This window comes from Natronosalvus amylolyticus, assembly GCF_024298845.1.
GTDB classification, from domain to species: Archaea; Halobacteriota; Halobacteria; order Halobacteriales; family Natrialbaceae; genus Natronosalvus; species Natronosalvus amylolyticus.
On the sequence record NZ_CP101156.1, the window covers coordinates 3,336,462 to 3,350,976 of the forward strand.

The 14,515-nt window shown below is 60.9% G+C and carries 15 protein-coding genes; 6 read left to right on the top strand and 9 right to left on the bottom strand.

Annotation, left to right across the window (positions count from 1 at the left end; all coding sequences use genetic code 11):
- The first annotated feature begins 138 nt into the window (after positions 1-138).
- The 4 genes from nth (at position 139) to NLK60_RS15575 (ending at position 3,039) form a co-directional block, all read left to right on the top strand.
- Positions 139-822 carry an endonuclease III gene (gene nth / locus NLK60_RS15560; RefSeq protein WP_254808687.1) on the top strand — a complete coding sequence of 228 codons (684 nt, stop codon included), beginning with the start codon at positions 139-141 and terminating at the stop codon, positions 820-822.
- 184 nt (positions 823-1,006) lie between these two features.
- Positions 1,007-1,261, top strand: a complete 255-nt coding sequence (locus tag NLK60_RS15565; protein WP_254808688.1) for a hypothetical protein — start codon at positions 1,007-1,009, stop codon at positions 1,259-1,261.
- A gap of 124 nt (positions 1,262-1,385) precedes the next feature.
- Positions 1,386-1,796 (top strand): 6,7-dimethyl-8-ribityllumazine synthase, encoded by a 411-nt coding sequence (gene ribH, locus NLK60_RS15570; protein ID WP_254808689.1) that lies wholly within the window; start codon positions 1,386-1,388, stop codon positions 1,794-1,796.
- 94 nt (positions 1,797-1,890) lie between these two features.
- The gene (locus NLK60_RS15575; RefSeq protein WP_254808690.1) at positions 1,891-3,039 is read left to right on the top strand and encodes a pyridoxal phosphate-dependent aminotransferase; all 1,149 of its coding nucleotides are present in this window, start codon (positions 1,891-1,893) and stop codon (positions 3,037-3,039) included.
- 122 nt (positions 3,040-3,161) lie between these two features.
- On the opposite strand, the gene NLK60_RS15580 is transcribed toward NLK60_RS15575, so the two are convergent.
- Positions 3,162-3,623: an FAD synthase family protein gene (locus NLK60_RS15580; protein ID WP_254808691.1), complete on the bottom strand. Its 462-nt coding sequence runs from the start codon at positions 3,621-3,623 to the stop codon at positions 3,162-3,164.
- Complete coding sequence (locus NLK60_RS15585) at positions 3,620-4,117, bottom strand: Mov34/MPN/PAD-1 family protein (RefSeq protein WP_254808692.1); 498 nt, start codon at positions 4,115-4,117, stop codon at positions 3,620-3,622. Before NLK60_RS15585 ends, NLK60_RS15580 begins: the two co-directional genes overlap by 4 nt.
- A 106-nt stretch (positions 4,118-4,223) precedes the next feature.
- Here NLK60_RS15585 and han point away from each other — a divergent pair, with 106 nt between their 5' ends.
- Positions 4,224-6,140 carry a Hef-associated nuclease gene (gene han, locus NLK60_RS15590; RefSeq protein ID WP_254808693.1) on the top strand — a complete coding sequence of 639 codons (1,917 nt, stop codon included), beginning with the start codon at positions 4,224-4,226 and terminating at the stop codon, positions 6,138-6,140.
- Here han and NLK60_RS15595 read toward each other — a convergent pair.
- From NLK60_RS15595 to NLK60_RS15605, 3 genes are all read right to left on the bottom strand, one after another.
- Positions 6,061-8,019: a phospholipase D-like domain-containing protein gene (locus NLK60_RS15595; RefSeq protein WP_254808694.1), complete on the bottom strand. Its 1,959-nt coding sequence runs from the start codon at positions 8,017-8,019 to the stop codon at positions 6,061-6,063. The two genes, han and NLK60_RS15595, sit on opposite strands and share 80 nt — an antisense overlap.
- A 112-nt stretch (positions 8,020-8,131) precedes the next feature.
- The gene (locus NLK60_RS15600; protein ID WP_254808695.1) at positions 8,132-9,373 is read right to left on the bottom strand and encodes a HEAT repeat domain-containing protein; all 1,242 of its coding nucleotides are present in this window, start codon (positions 9,371-9,373) and stop codon (positions 8,132-8,134) included.
- A gap of 136 nt (positions 9,374-9,509) precedes the next feature.
- Complete coding sequence (locus NLK60_RS15605) at positions 9,510-10,256, bottom strand: protein sorting system archaetidylserine synthase (RefSeq protein WP_254808696.1); 747 nt, start codon at positions 10,254-10,256, stop codon at positions 9,510-9,512.
- A gap of 178 nt (positions 10,257-10,434) precedes the next feature.
- Between NLK60_RS15605 and NLK60_RS15610 the strand changes: the two genes are divergently transcribed.
- Entirely contained in the window at positions 10,435-10,869 is a 435-nt protein-coding gene (locus tag NLK60_RS15610) for a cupredoxin domain-containing protein (RefSeq protein ID WP_254808697.1), read from the top strand.
- 25 nt (positions 10,870-10,894) lie between these two features.
- Here NLK60_RS15610 and NLK60_RS15615 read toward each other — a convergent pair whose 3' ends face one another.
- The 4 genes from NLK60_RS15615 to NLK60_RS15630 form a co-directional block, all read right to left on the bottom strand.
- Entirely contained in the window at positions 10,895-11,350 is a 456-nt protein-coding gene (locus NLK60_RS15615; RefSeq protein ID WP_254808698.1) for a pyridoxamine 5'-phosphate oxidase family protein, read from the bottom strand.
- A gap of 141 nt (positions 11,351-11,491) precedes the next feature.
- Entirely contained in the window at positions 11,492-12,181 is a 690-nt protein-coding gene (locus NLK60_RS15620; protein WP_254808699.1) for a cytochrome c biogenesis protein CcdA, read from the bottom strand.
- A 19-nt stretch (positions 12,182-12,200) separates the two neighbouring features.
- Positions 12,201-12,902, bottom strand: coding sequence for a TlpA family protein disulfide reductase (locus tag NLK60_RS15625; protein ID WP_254808700.1), 702 nt, complete (start codon positions 12,900-12,902; stop codon positions 12,201-12,203).
- 540 nt (positions 12,903-13,442) lie between these two features.
- Positions 13,443-14,045 (bottom strand): DUF420 domain-containing protein, encoded by a 603-nt coding sequence (locus NLK60_RS15630; RefSeq protein WP_254808701.1) that lies wholly within the window; start codon positions 14,043-14,045, stop codon positions 13,443-13,445.
- Positions 14,046-14,515 lie beyond the last annotated feature (470 nt).

Consider the following 14,515-nt stretch of genomic DNA (forward strand, 5'->3'; position numbering starts at 1 on the left):
CAGTGCGGACTCCCCCCAGAGTCACTTCAATACACGAACCCCGAGGGTAATAATAGTACTCTTCTTTCTACCATATTGAAGTCTTCAGACTCGACCAAATCGAATTCCTGAAATGGACCGCCTCGAAAGGGTCGGCCAATGGGAACCCCGCTCGAGGACCGAACGGCGCAGGCGACCGAAGTTATCGAACGACTCGAACACGAGTATCCGGATTCGACGATTTCGCTTCGGTACTCGAACCGCCTCGAGTTGCTGATCGCGGTGATGCTCTCGGCACAGTGTACGGACGAGCGCGTCAATGCCGAGACCGAACAGCTGTTCGAAACCTACCGGACGCCCGAGGACTACGCCAACGCGCCACAGGAAGAACTCGCCGAGGCGTTGAACTCGATCACGTACTACAACAACAAAGCGAAGTACATCCGCAGTGCGTGTCAGACGATCGTCGACGAACACGACGGCGAGGTGCCGGACACGATGGACGAACTGACCGCGCTCTCGGGCGTGGGGCGAAAGACGGCGAACGTCGTGCTCCAACACGGGCACGATATCGTCGAGGGAATCGTCGTCGATACGCACGTCCAGCGACTCACTCGACGACTCGGACTGACTGAAGAGAACTACCCGGAGCAGATCGAGCAGGATCTGCTCTCGGTGATTCCCGGATCGGCATGGCAGCAGTTTACCCACCTTTGTATCGACCACGGCCGTGCCGTCTGTTCGGCCCGCTCTGCAGACTGTGAATCCTGTGTTCTCGCCGACATCTGCCCCTCAGAAAAGGGCGATAGCGACATTGATCTGGCCTCCGGTGAACCCTGGTAACGACACTATAGTAGCCAGTGAAAGTCATTGCACACCCTATCGCTTGACTTCGTCGTGATAGGTGTGTACATCGTTCCACTGGCTACTATATTTCCTCGACATTTTCTTCCCCCTCAAGACGCCATTTCGTGTGCAAGCCAATGTCCCTTTTTTCACCACAGCCACCCACGAGGTGGTGGCACACATGAGCGACGAGACGACCCACGGACGAGACGTCGAACTGGCAACGGAAGCCGCCGATGAAGAACCGGAGCAAGCGGAATTGCCCGACGGTGTCGACGATGCGGAATTGAGCGAGGCGCAGCAGGCTGCTCGAGAACGAGCGGACGAAAAACGGCGCAAAGAAGACATCGAACACGGGTCCACCGAACGAGAAAGTGCGGCACTCGAGAACGCCAACCCGAACGATCACCGGGACGAACCGCCCAACAATAGCTAAACGCGGCGTACGGATTTCCACGTGACCGTGATTGGTGTCTCGACTGTCGAGGTGTCGAGCGACATCCTCGCAAAACCTCGTCCATAGCAGAACCTCTTTTACCTATCCAACCAACCCCTCGAGTATGACCACGCTCGGTCTGGTGATCGCGCAGTTCAATCGGCCGATTACCAAACGGATGGAAGACGCTGCCCTCGAGGCAGCCACGTCGGCCGGAGCCGAGGTCGCCGAGGTCGTCTCGGTGCCCGGCGTCTACGATGCACCGCTGGCTGCCGACCGACTCGCCCGACTCGAGGCCATCGACGCCGTCGTCGTAATCGGGACCGTGATAACCGGCGATACCGACCATGATCAGGTCATCACCGATGCCGCTGCCGGCCGACTCGCAGATGTGAGCCTCGAGCGTGACACCCCGGTTACACTCGGCGTCACTGGCCCGGGAATGTCGGCCGCGGAAGCCCGCGAACGCGTCGATAACGCAGCCAAAGCCGTCGGCGGTGCGCTCGACCTCGTCGACGAACTGCCGTCCCCGTAAGCGTCCCTCGAGAAACCGACGCGAATCACCACACGGACCGTCGAACACGACGGTCGACACCAACCCTCGCTGTCCACCGAAACATCACCTGACAATGACCATGGAATTCACCGATCGCGTTTCCCGCGTTGAACCGTCCGCAACCCTGACCATCTCGGCGCTCGCCACCGAACTCGAGGCCGACGGCGTCGACGTCGTCGACCTCAGCGTCGGCGAACCGGATTTCCCAACCCCACAGAACATCATCGATGCCGGCCAGCAGGCCATGGACGATGGCTACACCGGCTACACGACCCCCGCGGGTCACCTCGAGCTTCGAGAGGCGATCAGCGAGAAACTCGCCGCTGACGGCCTCGAGCACGGCCCCGACGAAATTATCGTCACGCCAGGGGCGAAACAGTCCCTCTACGAAATCATTCAGGCGCTCATTCAGGATGGCGACGAAGTCGTCCTCCTCGACCCCGCCTGGGTCTCCTACGAAGCGATGGTCAAGATGGCTGGCGGTGACCTCACACGAGTCGACCTCTCCGCCACCGACTTCCAGCTCGAACCCGCGCTCGAGGACCTCGCTGGAGCCGTCTCCGACGACACCGAACTCCTGATCGTCAACTCGCCGTCGAACCCCACCGGCGCGGTGTACTCGGATGCCGCACTCGAGGGCGTTCGCGACCTGGCCGTCGAACACGACATCACCGTCATCTCTGATGAGATTTACAAGGAGATTACCTACGGCGTCGAACCGACCAGTCTGGGCACTCTCGAGGGGATGGCCGACCGGACGGTGACGGTCAACGGCTTCTCGAAAGCCTACTCGATGACGGGCTGGCGCTTGGGCTACTTCGCCGGGCCGAAAGATCTGATCGATCAGGCGGGCAAACTCCACAGCCACTCGGTGTCCTCGGCGACGAACTTCGTCCAGATGGCCGGTATCGAAGCCCTCGAAAACACCGACGAGGCCGTCGCGGAGATGGTCGACGCGTTCGAAGCACGTCGCGATAGCATCGTCGACCTGTTGGCGGAACACGACGTCGACGTCGCCGTCCCCGAAGGGGCGTTCTACATGATGCTCCCAGTCGATGCCGACGACCAGGCCTGGTGTGAGGGAGCCATCGAGGACGCCCACGTCGCGACGGTACCGGGAAGCGCGTTCGGCACGCCCGGCTACGCTCGTATTTCGTATGCAGCTAGCGAAGAGCGGCTCCGAGAAGGCATCAACCGGCTCGTTGCCGAAGGCTACCTCTAGTCCCTTCCCAAACGTCGACGAATGCGTGAAACCGGACAACAGCAATCGGTTTCACGCATTCGTTCAGGTTTGGGAAGCCACTAGTACCCTTTTGTGCTGTGTGGTAAACCGGCCAGCCCCCACTAGCCTCTGCGTCGCAGAATCCGTTCGATGATCAGCCGCGTCGAGAGCAGTTCGTCTTCGTACTGTGGTTCCCGACCCGAGGCACGCCTGACTGCACACTCGAGTCCTCGAGCCGCGAGTTCCGCGCGAATCGCCTCGGGATCGTGGTGCTGGTCGTGACCCAGGGCGATCACGTCCGGTTCGAGGCGCTCGATCGGGCGAAAGATGTCCTCTGTGTCGCCGAGTATCGCTTCGTCGACGACCTCGAGGGCGCCGACCAGTTCACGTCGCTGGTTGGCCGAACAGATGGGGGCGGCTTTGTGGTCGACGTTCGTCGGCCGAGCGACGATGACGACGAGTCGGTCCCCCATCGCAGCCGCTTGCTCGAGATAGTGGACGTGCCCGGGATGCAGAATATCGAAGGTTCCCTGGGCGACGACGACTCGTTCGGTTTCCGGCTGGGTGTCTCGGTTGTCGGTCATCCTCGTAACTCCTCGTCGATATCCGCCTGCGTAAAGTCGAAAAACTCCTCACTGTCTGGCAACGCCACGTCGATCACGTCGAGCCGCGTCTGGCGACCCTGTGAGTCGAACGCTTTCCAGTCGCTCCGTCGGTAGGGAGCACCGATGATGATGTGGACGCTGCCTCGGCCGAACGTCTCGAGGTCGGCCTGACTCGGCCGGATGACGCCGTTTGGATGTGAGTGGACGCTCCCGAGCGCTTTGACGTCGTTCGGAATCGAACTCGTTTTGACGGTTGCGCTGACGCTGTTTGCCTCCGTTCCCGGCACGATCAGGATGTCGGTGATGACCAGGCCGTCACGGTCGAGACCGAGTTGTGTCGCCTCGGTCCCGCGAAGGAACCCCATGTACTCGTTGGGGTGGGTGGCTTCAGAAGACTCGAGCGCGAACTCGAGGGTTTCCTCGGCGATGCCGAGAATTTCGCTCGAGCGAAACAGCGCATCCAGCAATCCCATGTCACATCGTCGGGGCCTGACGTTGCTAAACGTTCCGGAAGCGTTCCAGCCCGTCGAAGATGGGTTAACAAGCGTTATACGCACCGGAACCAAACAACCGATACCGATGACACGTGATTCCGCCGGATGTTCCGGCGAAGACGGAGATGTTTCCGTCGTCTACGATCTCGCTGCCGATTGTACCGCTTCCGACGTCGAACCGGACACACCGTATCTCGCCGAAATCAACGGCATCGTCGAATACGGCGTTTTCGTCGACCTCTCAGACACCGTTTCGGGACTCGTTCACGAGTCCGTCCTCGAGGGCACGTTCCGCGTCGGTCAGGAACTCGTCGTCGAACTCGAGGAGGTTCGTGACAACGGCGATATGGCATTTCAGCCCGTTGATATCGACCTCGAGGACGACGAGTACACGCTCGAACCGGTCGACCACGAGTATCCGCTAACCGGCACTGATCGCCTCGAGGCTAACGTCGGCGAGCAGATACACCTCGAAGGCGAAATCGTCCAGGTCAAACAGACCGGCGGCCCAACGATCTTTCACATCGCCGACGAGGACGGCGTCGTCCCCTGTGCCGCCTTCGAGGAGGCCGGGGTTCGCGCCTATCCGAGTCTCGCAGTCGGTGACGTCGTTCGCGTGACTGGCACGCCGGAAAACCGCGAGGGATCGGTCCAGATCGAAGTCGACGGCCTCTCCACGCTCGAGGGGGACGATGCTCGTGACGCCCGTGACCGACTCGAGGCCGCCCTCGAAGAACGTGCACAGCCACACGACGTCGAACCGTTGATCGAGTGGCCCGCTTTCGAGAAGCTCCGCGACAACCTTCGGGAGGTTGCAACCCTCCTTCGCCGAACCGTACTCGAGGGCCGACCGATTCGAGTTCGTCATCACGCTGATGGCGACGGCATGTGTGCGGCCGTTCCCGTCCAACTCGCCCTCGAGAACTTCATCGCCGAGGTTCACCAGGACGCCGATGCGTCAGAACACCTGATCAAGCGCCTGCCCGCGAAAGCGCCGTTCTACGAGATGGAAGATGCGACGCGAGACCTCAATTTCGCGCTCGAGGACCGATCACGCCACGGCCAGCAACTGCCGCTTTTGTTGATGCTCGACAACGGGTCGACTGCCGAGGACGTTCCGGCCTACGAGACGCTCTCACACTACGACATCCCTATCGTCGCCATCGATCATCACCATCCCGACCCCGAGGCAGTCGGTGACTTGCTGGACGCGCACGTCAATCCGTACCTCCACGACGAGGATTACCGAATTACGACGGGGATGCTCTGTGTCGAACTCGCCCGAATGATCGATCCGGGCCTCACAGACGACCTCCGACACATCCCGGCCGTCGCCGGCGTTTCGGATCGCTCGAAAGCCGACGCAATGGGCCAGTATCTCGAGTTGGCCGCCGAAAACGACTACGACGAAACCCGTCTCCGAGACGTCAGCGAAGCGCTCGATTACGCCGCTTTCTGGCTGCGTTACAACTCGGGCGATCACCTGATACAGGACATTCTCGAACTCTCGGACGCCGACGAAACGCGCCACCGGAAACTCGTTTCGCTCCTCGCCGAGCGCTCCCGGCGCGATGTCGACAGGCAACTCGGCGACGCGATGGACCACGTCGAACACGAACGGCTCGAGAGCGGGGCACACCTCTATCGGATCGACGTCGAACACTACGCCCACCGGTTCACCTATCCCGCACCCGGCAAGACGACGGGCGAAATTCACGACCGCAAGATCACCGAGACGGGCGACCCCGTCATCACCATCGGCTACGGCCCGGACTTCGCCGTCCTCCGGAGTGACGGTGTCCGACTCGACATTCCGCGCATGGTGTCAGAACTCGAGGATGAGCTGCCCGGTGCCGGCGTCTCCGGTGGTGGCCACCTCGTCGTCGGCTCGATCAAGTTCCTCGCGGGCAAACGTGAGGCAGTCATCGACGCACTGGTCGAGAAGATGGCCGCAGCAGATCTGGATGAAGCGCTCTCGAGTGCGGCCCCACTCGAGAACTAAAATAGATTCGTTCGTCCGCAATTTCCTCCTCCCGCGTCGAGTCGAACCGCAGGTGATTCCACCCGAGAACCCCAGCGCCGACGACGCCGGCACCGACAGCGACGAGTAACTCTATCGGGAACGGAAACACGGCTTCGTCTTCTCCACCCGTCCAGTCGGCGTCGAACACGCCCTCGTAGTAGGCACCGACGTTCTCGCCGTGGAGTGCCAGCACGACCTCGCGGTTGTTCCGTAGCGAGTTATCGTTCCAGTTGAGACTGCCCACGATGGCCGTCTCGCCGTCGATGACGATTCCTTTGGCGTGGATTTTCTCGTATCGATCACTCGACCCGACCAGTTTCGCCTCGAGCGGGAGGTCGTCGTCCGCGGCAGCCGTCTCGAGGGTCGCGATGACGGCTTGGTTCCCGTCCTCGTGGTACCAGCTATCGTCGAGCAGAATCCGAACCTCGACACCGCGTTCGGCGGCTTCGATTGCGGCCTCGAGCAACGCGAAATCGTCGTCGCCGATACTGGCCTGTTTGATGGAGAGAGTGTCCGACGCTCCGTCGATGAGTTCGAGGAGTCGCGGTTCGGCGCTTTCGGGAGCGAGTAGCAACTCGACCTGCTCGGGATGGAGGTGTTCGGGTTCGTGTTCCATCGAAAACGTGTCGGAGGCACCTTCTTCGTCGACGAAGGAGGCGGTTTTTCGATGGTCGTTCCAGGTCGACGTATCCCACCCCCTCGTATCGGCTCGAAAGACCGACTCGAGCGACGCGGCCAGTTCCGGGTCCTCGACGACGACGCCCCATCCACGACTCGAGGCGCCTCCCAACCCCGACGGTTTCCAGTTTTCGGAGGTCACGAGTACGCTATCGTCGAGGATGGCGTATTTCGGGTGGTGGAACCGGTATCGACTGCCGGGGCCGCCGATGACGGTGACGGTAGCTCCCTGCATTTCGAGACTCGAGAACAATGAATCGGTCGCCGCTGGCGTCCCACCCACTGGTCCTGCCTCCACGAGTAATTCGACAGTGACGCCGCGGTCGATGGCATCCTCGAGGGCTTCGGCAGTCGCTTTCGAGGTGAACGTGTAGCCACCGAGCAGGATACGTTCCTCTGCGGCCTCGACGCGATCGAGCGGGACCTCGGGACTATCCGGGAGCACGAACGCCGTCGCTGCGTTCGGCTCGGACGCAACCGGCGGGAAGCAACTGCGCTCGCGAGGCCACCAGCGACCGTGTGCGACCCTGTCACTCTCGTTCGAGACGTGTTCGTATCCCGGTGTCGGCTCACGGTACCAGACTCGAGCCGTCTTGGCGCGATCGTACCGAACGGTGTCGAGTGTCGTCCCGTTTCGCTGGAGCGTAAGTTGGTCGCCATCTGCCGCCAGCCGGAGGTGTCCCTCGAGTGCGACGCTCTCGAGGGCCGTCATCTCGTCGGTTACGTGCGGATCCATCGTCACCGCGACCGGACCCGAGATCGTTTCGTTCGGGAACCGAGCCGTAGTGTGACCATCGGTGATTGTCAGATTCCCGAGGCGGGTGCCGACTGGCGCGTCGAGGACGAAATACTCGCCGACGTTCCCTTCCGTGGTTGGATTCGGATAGGCTGCGAGTATCGTCGGGTGAGCCGGTGTCTCGAGCGACCGGTCTGCATACGGTGGTCGTGCAGGGATGTGGCCGTCTGACCAGCTTTCTTCAACCTGGATCGGACACTGGTGTTCCGTAGATGCCGTTGGGCCAACGTTTCCGTACGCCATTTCGAGGCCCTGACTCGAGCGCGCATCGTCGCCGCCTGCGGGACCAGCGAGGGAACCGGTGACGGCGACCGCCGTTCCGAGGGCGATAGCGAGGACTCCGAAGGCGACGACGAGGCTCGCGACGGTTAGCCCGGGACGCATTGCTGTCGCTGGCCGCTCGTTCGTATATAAAGATCACCGCGCTAATGAGCGTGTTAGGGGGCGAATCGAAGTGTTGTAAACGGTTGGAAAGAACGGAATCCTGAGGTCGAGTTCAGGCGGCCGGCTCGAGCGCTGGCGCGGCCTTTTCAGCTTCGGCCTGAACGAGGTAGGCGCGGTCGTCCGTGTACTCGGCGACGGCCTCGAGGGCGGCTTCGGTGGCGATCTGGTTGAGTGCCCAGGCGGCCGATGCGCGGGCGGTATCGTCGTCGTCTTCCGCAAGGACGTCTGCCAGGGGGTCGATCGCACGCGTGTCGCCAATTAGTCCGAGTGCGCGGGCGGCACCGCTGCGAATTTCGGCGTTTTCGGCGACGAGCTGGTCGGCAATCGGTTGGACGGCGGCTTCGGCACCGATCTGACCGAGGGCTTTGAACGTCACCTTCTGGAGCAGTGGATTCGAGTCGTTGTCGACGTAGTCGACGAGCGTCTCGACGACTTCCTCGTCTTCGACGCCGGTCTTGCCGAGAATCCGGATCGCATCCTGGTCGCGACGGCCCGCTCGCTGGAGCATCGGTTCGATTGCATCCTCGTGGCCCATTCGCTCGAGTGTCTCGAGGGCGTGTTCTTCCATGAAATCGGAGTCGAACGTTTCGAGGGCGAGCAAGACCATGTCGATGTTTCCGCGCTTCTCGTGAACTTTTAGCGCGTGCCACTCCGGTGGATAGTCCTTGACGTGGTCGAGGACATCGTAGTAGCCCTGGGCCTGTAGCTGCTGTCGGACCGAGAGGTCGTCCCAGGTCTGGGCATCTTCGACGCCGTTCTGGAGCGTTTCGGTCGCTTCGAGCAGCGATTCGATGGTGTCTCCGTCCTCGTCCGGGTCCAGATCGGCGTCGTGGATAGCCTCGCCGGTCGCTTCGAGTGTTGCGAGCAGTTTCTCGGTGAGCTCGTCGTCGTCGGCGAGCGTCAATGAGGTGCCCAGAATCTCGTTGATGTCTTCGAGGGCGGCTTCGACGACGCTTCGCAGGGACGATTCGCCCTGTTCGGTCCAGGTCTCCTCAGCGATTTCGTCGCTTACCTCCTCGATATCCTCGAGGACGTCGTCGGCGTAGGGGCCACGGGCCTCGTCGAGTTCGTCGGCGAGATCGCCGAGTTCGTCTTCGAGTTCCTCGGCCTCCTCGTCGTCTTCGTCGTCTTCGAGTGTTTCCTCGACGTCCGATTCGAGATCCTCGAGGGCCGCCTCGACCTCGTCGAGGTCAGATTCGGTTTCGGCGTCCTCGAGGGCTGCTTCGACGGCCTCGAGCCGTTCACGGAGTGACTCGACGGTAAGTTCGTCGCCGCCGGTCTCGTCGTCGCTCATCGGCTCACCCGGCGATCGATCGCCGCTTGGTGACGCAGTCCCGTCTTCATACGAATCTGTCGTGCCAGGATGCTCCTAAGCGTTTCCATTGTCGATGCTCCACGAGCGAGTCGGTCGAAAACCGGATCGGGGTCCGTCACTCGGTCGGGTCTTCGCCCCTTACCGCCCGATCATCAGGGGACGGCGTGGCGTCCGGCCGCCAGTAAAACCACGGGCTCAATGCCATGTAGGCGATGCCGAGCGTGAGAAGCGCGTACGGGAAGGTTCTTCCGGCAAAATTGGGAACGAGAATCGCTAGCGCGTGGATGATCCCCATAATCAGAGCGTCTCGAGTCAGTAAATCGGGATACTGGATTGGGGAGACCATCAGATAACAGAACGCTCCGGTTATGGCGAGAATAAGCCAGGGGTCATCGACTGGCGCACCGGCGAGGATCGCCGCACCCATGATCGTCGCGGCGAGCGTCGTCTGAATTCCTTCGGTGTAGTGGTCTGCGGTGTCGTAGGCCGTATAGAGGCCGAGGCGAGCGACGGCCATCGCGACGAACAGGGCACAGATGGCGGTGACGAGACCTAACTCGAGGGTGACGGTTTCCAAATCGACGCCAAGCCCGTCGCTGATGACGACGAAGGCGAGCACTGCCGGGGCGATAGCAAAGGAAGCGACGTCGGCAAGCGAGTCGAGGTAGGGTCCGGCCTCGGTGCCACCGTAGTGGCGGGCGACGATGCCATCGAGGCCGTCAGCGATCGCTGCGAGTAAAATGAGTCGCGCGGCGAGTTCGATATCGACGAACGCGACGACGACGGCGACGAACCCGAGAGCAGCGTTGGCAATCGTCACTGCGTCGGCGAGACCGAGTCGGCCGACGAAACGCGGCAGCATACCTCCGGTTTCGATGCGGCGCGGTCTTACGTGTTTCCTTTGCCGTGAGTTCACTGTCGGGACACATTACAGTAGACGACGTTCTCCCGCTCTCGAGCGAACATATTCGCTCGGAAATCGGGGGTCGTATCGCTCGGGAAACCGGGGCCGTTATGGTGTCGCTATCCTAATCTCGAATATGAACCGACGCGTCTATCTGGCCGCCGTCGGCAGCGCCACGCTGACCGGACTCGCCGGTTGTACGGCTCTTGGTGACATCGGCGAGCAGGTCTTCGAGCCCAGCGAGTACGACATCGGGATGAGCCGTAACGAGTTCCTTCCTGACGAATACGAGGCGACGGTCGGGGAGACGGTCGTCTGGAAAAACACCAGCGAGGCCGATCACACTATCACTGCCGTCGAACGGAGCCTCCCGGAGGGTGCGTCGTACTTTTCGACTGGCGATTATCCGGATCAGGAAACGGCCACCGAGGCCTGGCACAACCATCGCGGCGGGCGACTCGGAACCCGAGAAACGTTCGAACACACCTTCGAAGTGCCGGGGACGTACCGATACATCTGCGAACCACACGTCAGAGGCGGCATGGTCGGGACGGTTATCGTCACCGAATAGCTCTCGACCGGGTCCCGTTTTTGCGCTATTCTTCCTCGAGCACGTCACGCATTCGATCGCTGAAATCCCAGCCGTAGACCGTTTGTGGCTCGACTGTGATGACGACCTCCTCGCGAGATTCGTCGAGTAGCGTGTCGGCCAGTTGTGAATCCGTGCCGCCGAGATACCGCTCGAGGAGTGCGCGCAGGACGGATTTTTCGGGGTCCGGGCTGATGGAGGCGGTTCCGGCACCGCGGACGCCGATGTACGGCGGTTGGTTACTCGAGATTTCGAATGCGACGGTGGGGTCACCCTCGAGGTACTCGACGACGTTGGCGTCAGCAGCGGTCGCACACTCCAGAGCCCCGTCCCGATAACGATACCACAGTGAGAGCATCCAGAGCCCGCCACTCGGGGTGTGACAGGCGAGCCGAACGGGGACTGTCGTCGACGAAAGGTAGTCGTCGATTTCCTCTCGAGTCAGTGAGCCACGGATGCGCATACGCATTCTGTCGCGAGTCGAGAATAAAAAGGCGCTGCCAAACAGCCAGTCGGGCAGTGTTCGGACGCAACAGGACCTTTTGTGTGGTCCTGATAACCGGTCTTGCGAGGAAGCCGGTTACAGCAATCGAATGGGAAACGATCAGAACGTCGGTGTGGGAACCACGGCGAACACCCAGAACAAGTAGTAAAGCGAGACGGCGAGGACAATAGCTCCGGTTCCTCGATTGATGACCGTCGCGTGTCTGGTGAGAACGGTGACGATGCGACGCCCGGCCGTTTCGGACAGGAGCGCGAACGCGAGCAGCGGTGCTCCCATCCCGAGACCGAACGCCAGGAAGCCGAGCATGCCGTGCGCCCAGGTGTCAAAGAGGATGGGGACGCGGGTGAAAAAGAGGGCGATAAGCGCCGGATTACACGGAAGGACGATCGCCCCGAAGAAAAAGCCGTAACCGAAGGCGGTTAGCGAGGGGTAGCGCGTCTGTGGTGGCTCGAGGGTCGGAATTCGGTTGAATAGTTTCAGGTCGGCGAGCAGGACGATACCGATTACGCCGAGAATGGCGAAGGCGACAGGCGAGACCGTTTCGATCACTCGAGTCAGGGACGTCTCGAGGACGGTGGTGAATACGAAGCCAACGAGTGCCATGCAGGCCAGTACGCCACCGACGACGAGCACGCCGAGGACTGCGGGCGAGAGCGGTCGACCGTCGCGCCCTTCTGCGGAGGCGAGATACGAGATAAACGCCGGATACAGCGGCAGGACGCAGACGGTCGTCAGCGGCGTTCCAACGCCGATAACGAACAGTTCGAAGAGTCGTGCGGCGAGGGTCATGGGTAGCTCCCAATTGCGGTCATAAGTAACAACCGTCCTCGAGTGCGGCCTCGAGGGTGTCGGCGGATTTCACCCCATCCTCGAGTCGCTGTACGGTTCCGTCCGAACATCGCAAGACGACGGGAGCACTGGGCGGGTTCGCCATCGACTCGCCAAACTCGTCGACGAGGCTCCTGGTGACTTCGGGCGGCGCGACCGAAAAGTACCAGTCGAACCCGTGTTCGTTGGCGTGCTCGCGGACGGCGTCTGCGTCCTCGTTCGGGTCTACGTTGAGGCCGACCGTGATGACCTCGTCGCCGACGCGTTCGTGTAACGTCGCCGACTCGTGTTGTTGTTGTCGACAGGTGGAACACCAGACGGCGAAGGTTTCGAGAAAGACCGGCCGATCGAAATCTGCGACGGCAAACCAGTCGCCGGTCAAAACGTCCTCGAGTTCGGTCGTCTCCCAGACTGAACCAGTTTGCGTGTCGGCATCGTTCGACTGGTCGTCGCCGTCGGGCTGATTTTCGTCGTCGTTACCGTTTCCTGCGTCGGTCGATTGGGTTCCAGCACCCTCCGAGCCGTCTCCTTCGGTGTCGGCCTCTCCTTCGTGGTGACCGTTCTGATCGGTCGCCCCTTCACTCGGTTCGTCGCCATCCGTGTCGCCCTCTAGACAGCCGGCACCGGCGATTGTACCGCCCGCGAGGACACTGAGGAGGGCGCGTCGTGATGGTGTCGCCATAGGCGGCCGGAACAACGGACCCGTATATATACCGGCTGTGGTCGTGTGCTTCCCACACACCCGATTTCACCGTAGGCGGCCCGAAAAAGTCGGTATCGGGTCCCTACGGACTTACGGGCCAACGGGTGCTTCGATCCGGACCTCGGTGTGTCCGCCGATTTCGAACCCCCTGAACTCGAGTGCGTTGGCTTATTACCTTCGAGTTCACTCGACCAGTTGGCCTCGAGTACGTTGGCGCTTCACCCTCGACGGGGTTCGACCTCTTGTATAGTAGCCAGTGGAAGTCATTGTACACCCTCTCACAAGACGGCGTCGTGAGAGGTGTGTACATCGTTTCACTGGCTACTATAGTATCGCTTGAAGGTCGCGATGGAACTGATCGCCGTCAGCGGGATTTGTCACTGTGTGCCGCTCAGCGACGAACCAATCCGTCGTTGCTCAGGAAGCGACGACAACGAACGTTCATACGGTTTCCGTCGTTTTACCGATGATTGCCCGTAGCGGGGCGACAATCACCGAAAAAGGGTACAGCATACCGTATCACCCGACGACGAGCCAGGCGAACTCGTAGGCGTAAATGTGATCGAGCATGAGGTACGTGACGACGCCCAGAATCAGACTCAACAGCCAGGCGCCAGCGGCAAAGCGGCCGACTCGAGCGTGGGCAGTCTCGCGGAGTTCGGCGGGCGTGTGTGTTAGCCCGAGCAGGAGTGCGTACAGCACCAGCGGGACGGCCAGAATCGAGAGCAGAATGTGGATTGCGAGCATCGCCAGATACGCGGAGGTGACGAGGTCGGGGCCGACGAACTGTTTGGTTCCGCCCCCGCCGACGCGAACCAGGTAGACGACCAGAAATAGCAGGATGAGGGCGAAGGCAGTTACCATCGAGTAGCGGTGTTTTTCGACGTCCCCGGCGCGGATGTAGTACCAACCGGCGGCCAGAAACATGGTCGTCGTCGCGTTGATAACCGCGATGACGCTCGAGAAGAGGTTCACCTGCTCGTTGCTCAACTCGGGATAGATGGGGAGGTCGAGAACGAACGTTCCGATGACGAGACTGTAGCCGACGACTGTGAGGACGATGGCCGTCTCGAGCGTGTTGTTCCGCACTCGTTGTCGTGCGGTCGCGGTCGCAGGAGCCATTACTCGAGGTTAGGGAAACGGGGGTATTTGTCTTGTCGTTCCGGAACGCCTGGGTGTCCACACGATGTTATGTATTGTCTGTGAAGTAATTCATTCGCAAATTGCTACTTAACACTACTATACCACTATCCAACACTACTATACCACTACTTAACACTACTAATGGTGTAGTATATGTCAGCCCTGCGTAATCGATGGATGTCACGGTAGGCGTGTAGATCGTTACATTGTGTACATCGTTACATTGTGCACCTCGTTTCACTGTGCACCCTGCTTCACTGTGTACCTCGTTTCCCTTGCTTCACAATTGCGTCTGGCACCCAACGAGAAAGGTTGCGTCGAACGCCACCTTTTTGCCTGCTGGTCGCCCAGGGAAGTGTACATGGTCTCACAGACGATGGATCGAGTTCCGAGTCGTTTCTAAATGCTTTTTCCTGTCCACACGCGCTCCACCCGTGAGCGTCAGCGAG

Coding starts and splice junctions, on each gene's coding strand:
- nth (WP_254808687.1), top strand. CDS start 139: ATGGGAACCCCGCTCGAGGACCGAACGGCGCAGGCGACCGAAGTTATC.
- NLK60_RS15565 (WP_254808688.1), top strand. CDS start 1,007: ATGAGCGACGAGACGACCCACGGACGAGACGTCGAACTGGCAACGGAA.
- ribH (WP_254808689.1), top strand. CDS start 1,386: ATGACCACGCTCGGTCTGGTGATCGCGCAGTTCAATCGGCCGATTACC.
- NLK60_RS15575 (WP_254808690.1), top strand. CDS start 1,891: ATGACCATGGAATTCACCGATCGCGTTTCCCGCGTTGAACCGTCCGCA.
- NLK60_RS15580 (WP_254808691.1), bottom strand. CDS start 3,623: ATGACCGACAACCGAGACACCCAGCCGGAAACCGAACGAGTCGTCGTC.
- NLK60_RS15585 (WP_254808692.1), bottom strand. CDS start 4,117: ATGGGATTGCTGGATGCGCTGTTTCGCTCGAGCGAAATTCTCGGCATC.
- han (WP_254808693.1), top strand. CDS start 4,224: ATGACACGTGATTCCGCCGGATGTTCCGGCGAAGACGGAGATGTTTCC.
- NLK60_RS15595 (WP_254808694.1), bottom strand. CDS start 8,019: ATGCGTCCCGGGCTAACCGTCGCGAGCCTCGTCGTCGCCTTCGGAGTC.
- NLK60_RS15600 (WP_254808695.1), bottom strand. CDS start 9,373: ATGAGCGACGACGAGACCGGCGGCGACGAACTTACCGTCGAGTCACTC.
- NLK60_RS15605 (WP_254808696.1), bottom strand. CDS start 10,256: ATGCTGCCGCGTTTCGTCGGCCGACTCGGTCTCGCCGACGCAGTGACG.
- NLK60_RS15610 (WP_254808697.1), top strand. CDS start 10,435: ATGAACCGACGCGTCTATCTGGCCGCCGTCGGCAGCGCCACGCTGACC.
- NLK60_RS15615 (WP_254808698.1), bottom strand. CDS start 11,350: ATGCGCATCCGTGGCTCACTGACTCGAGAGGAAATCGACGACTACCTT.
- NLK60_RS15620 (WP_254808699.1), bottom strand. CDS start 12,181: ATGACCCTCGCCGCACGACTCTTCGAACTGTTCGTTATCGGCGTTGGA.
- NLK60_RS15625 (WP_254808700.1), bottom strand. CDS start 12,902: ATGGCGACACCATCACGACGCGCCCTCCTCAGTGTCCTCGCGGGCGGT.
- NLK60_RS15630 (WP_254808701.1), bottom strand. CDS start 14,045: ATGGCTCCTGCGACCGCGACCGCACGACAACGAGTGCGGAACAACACG.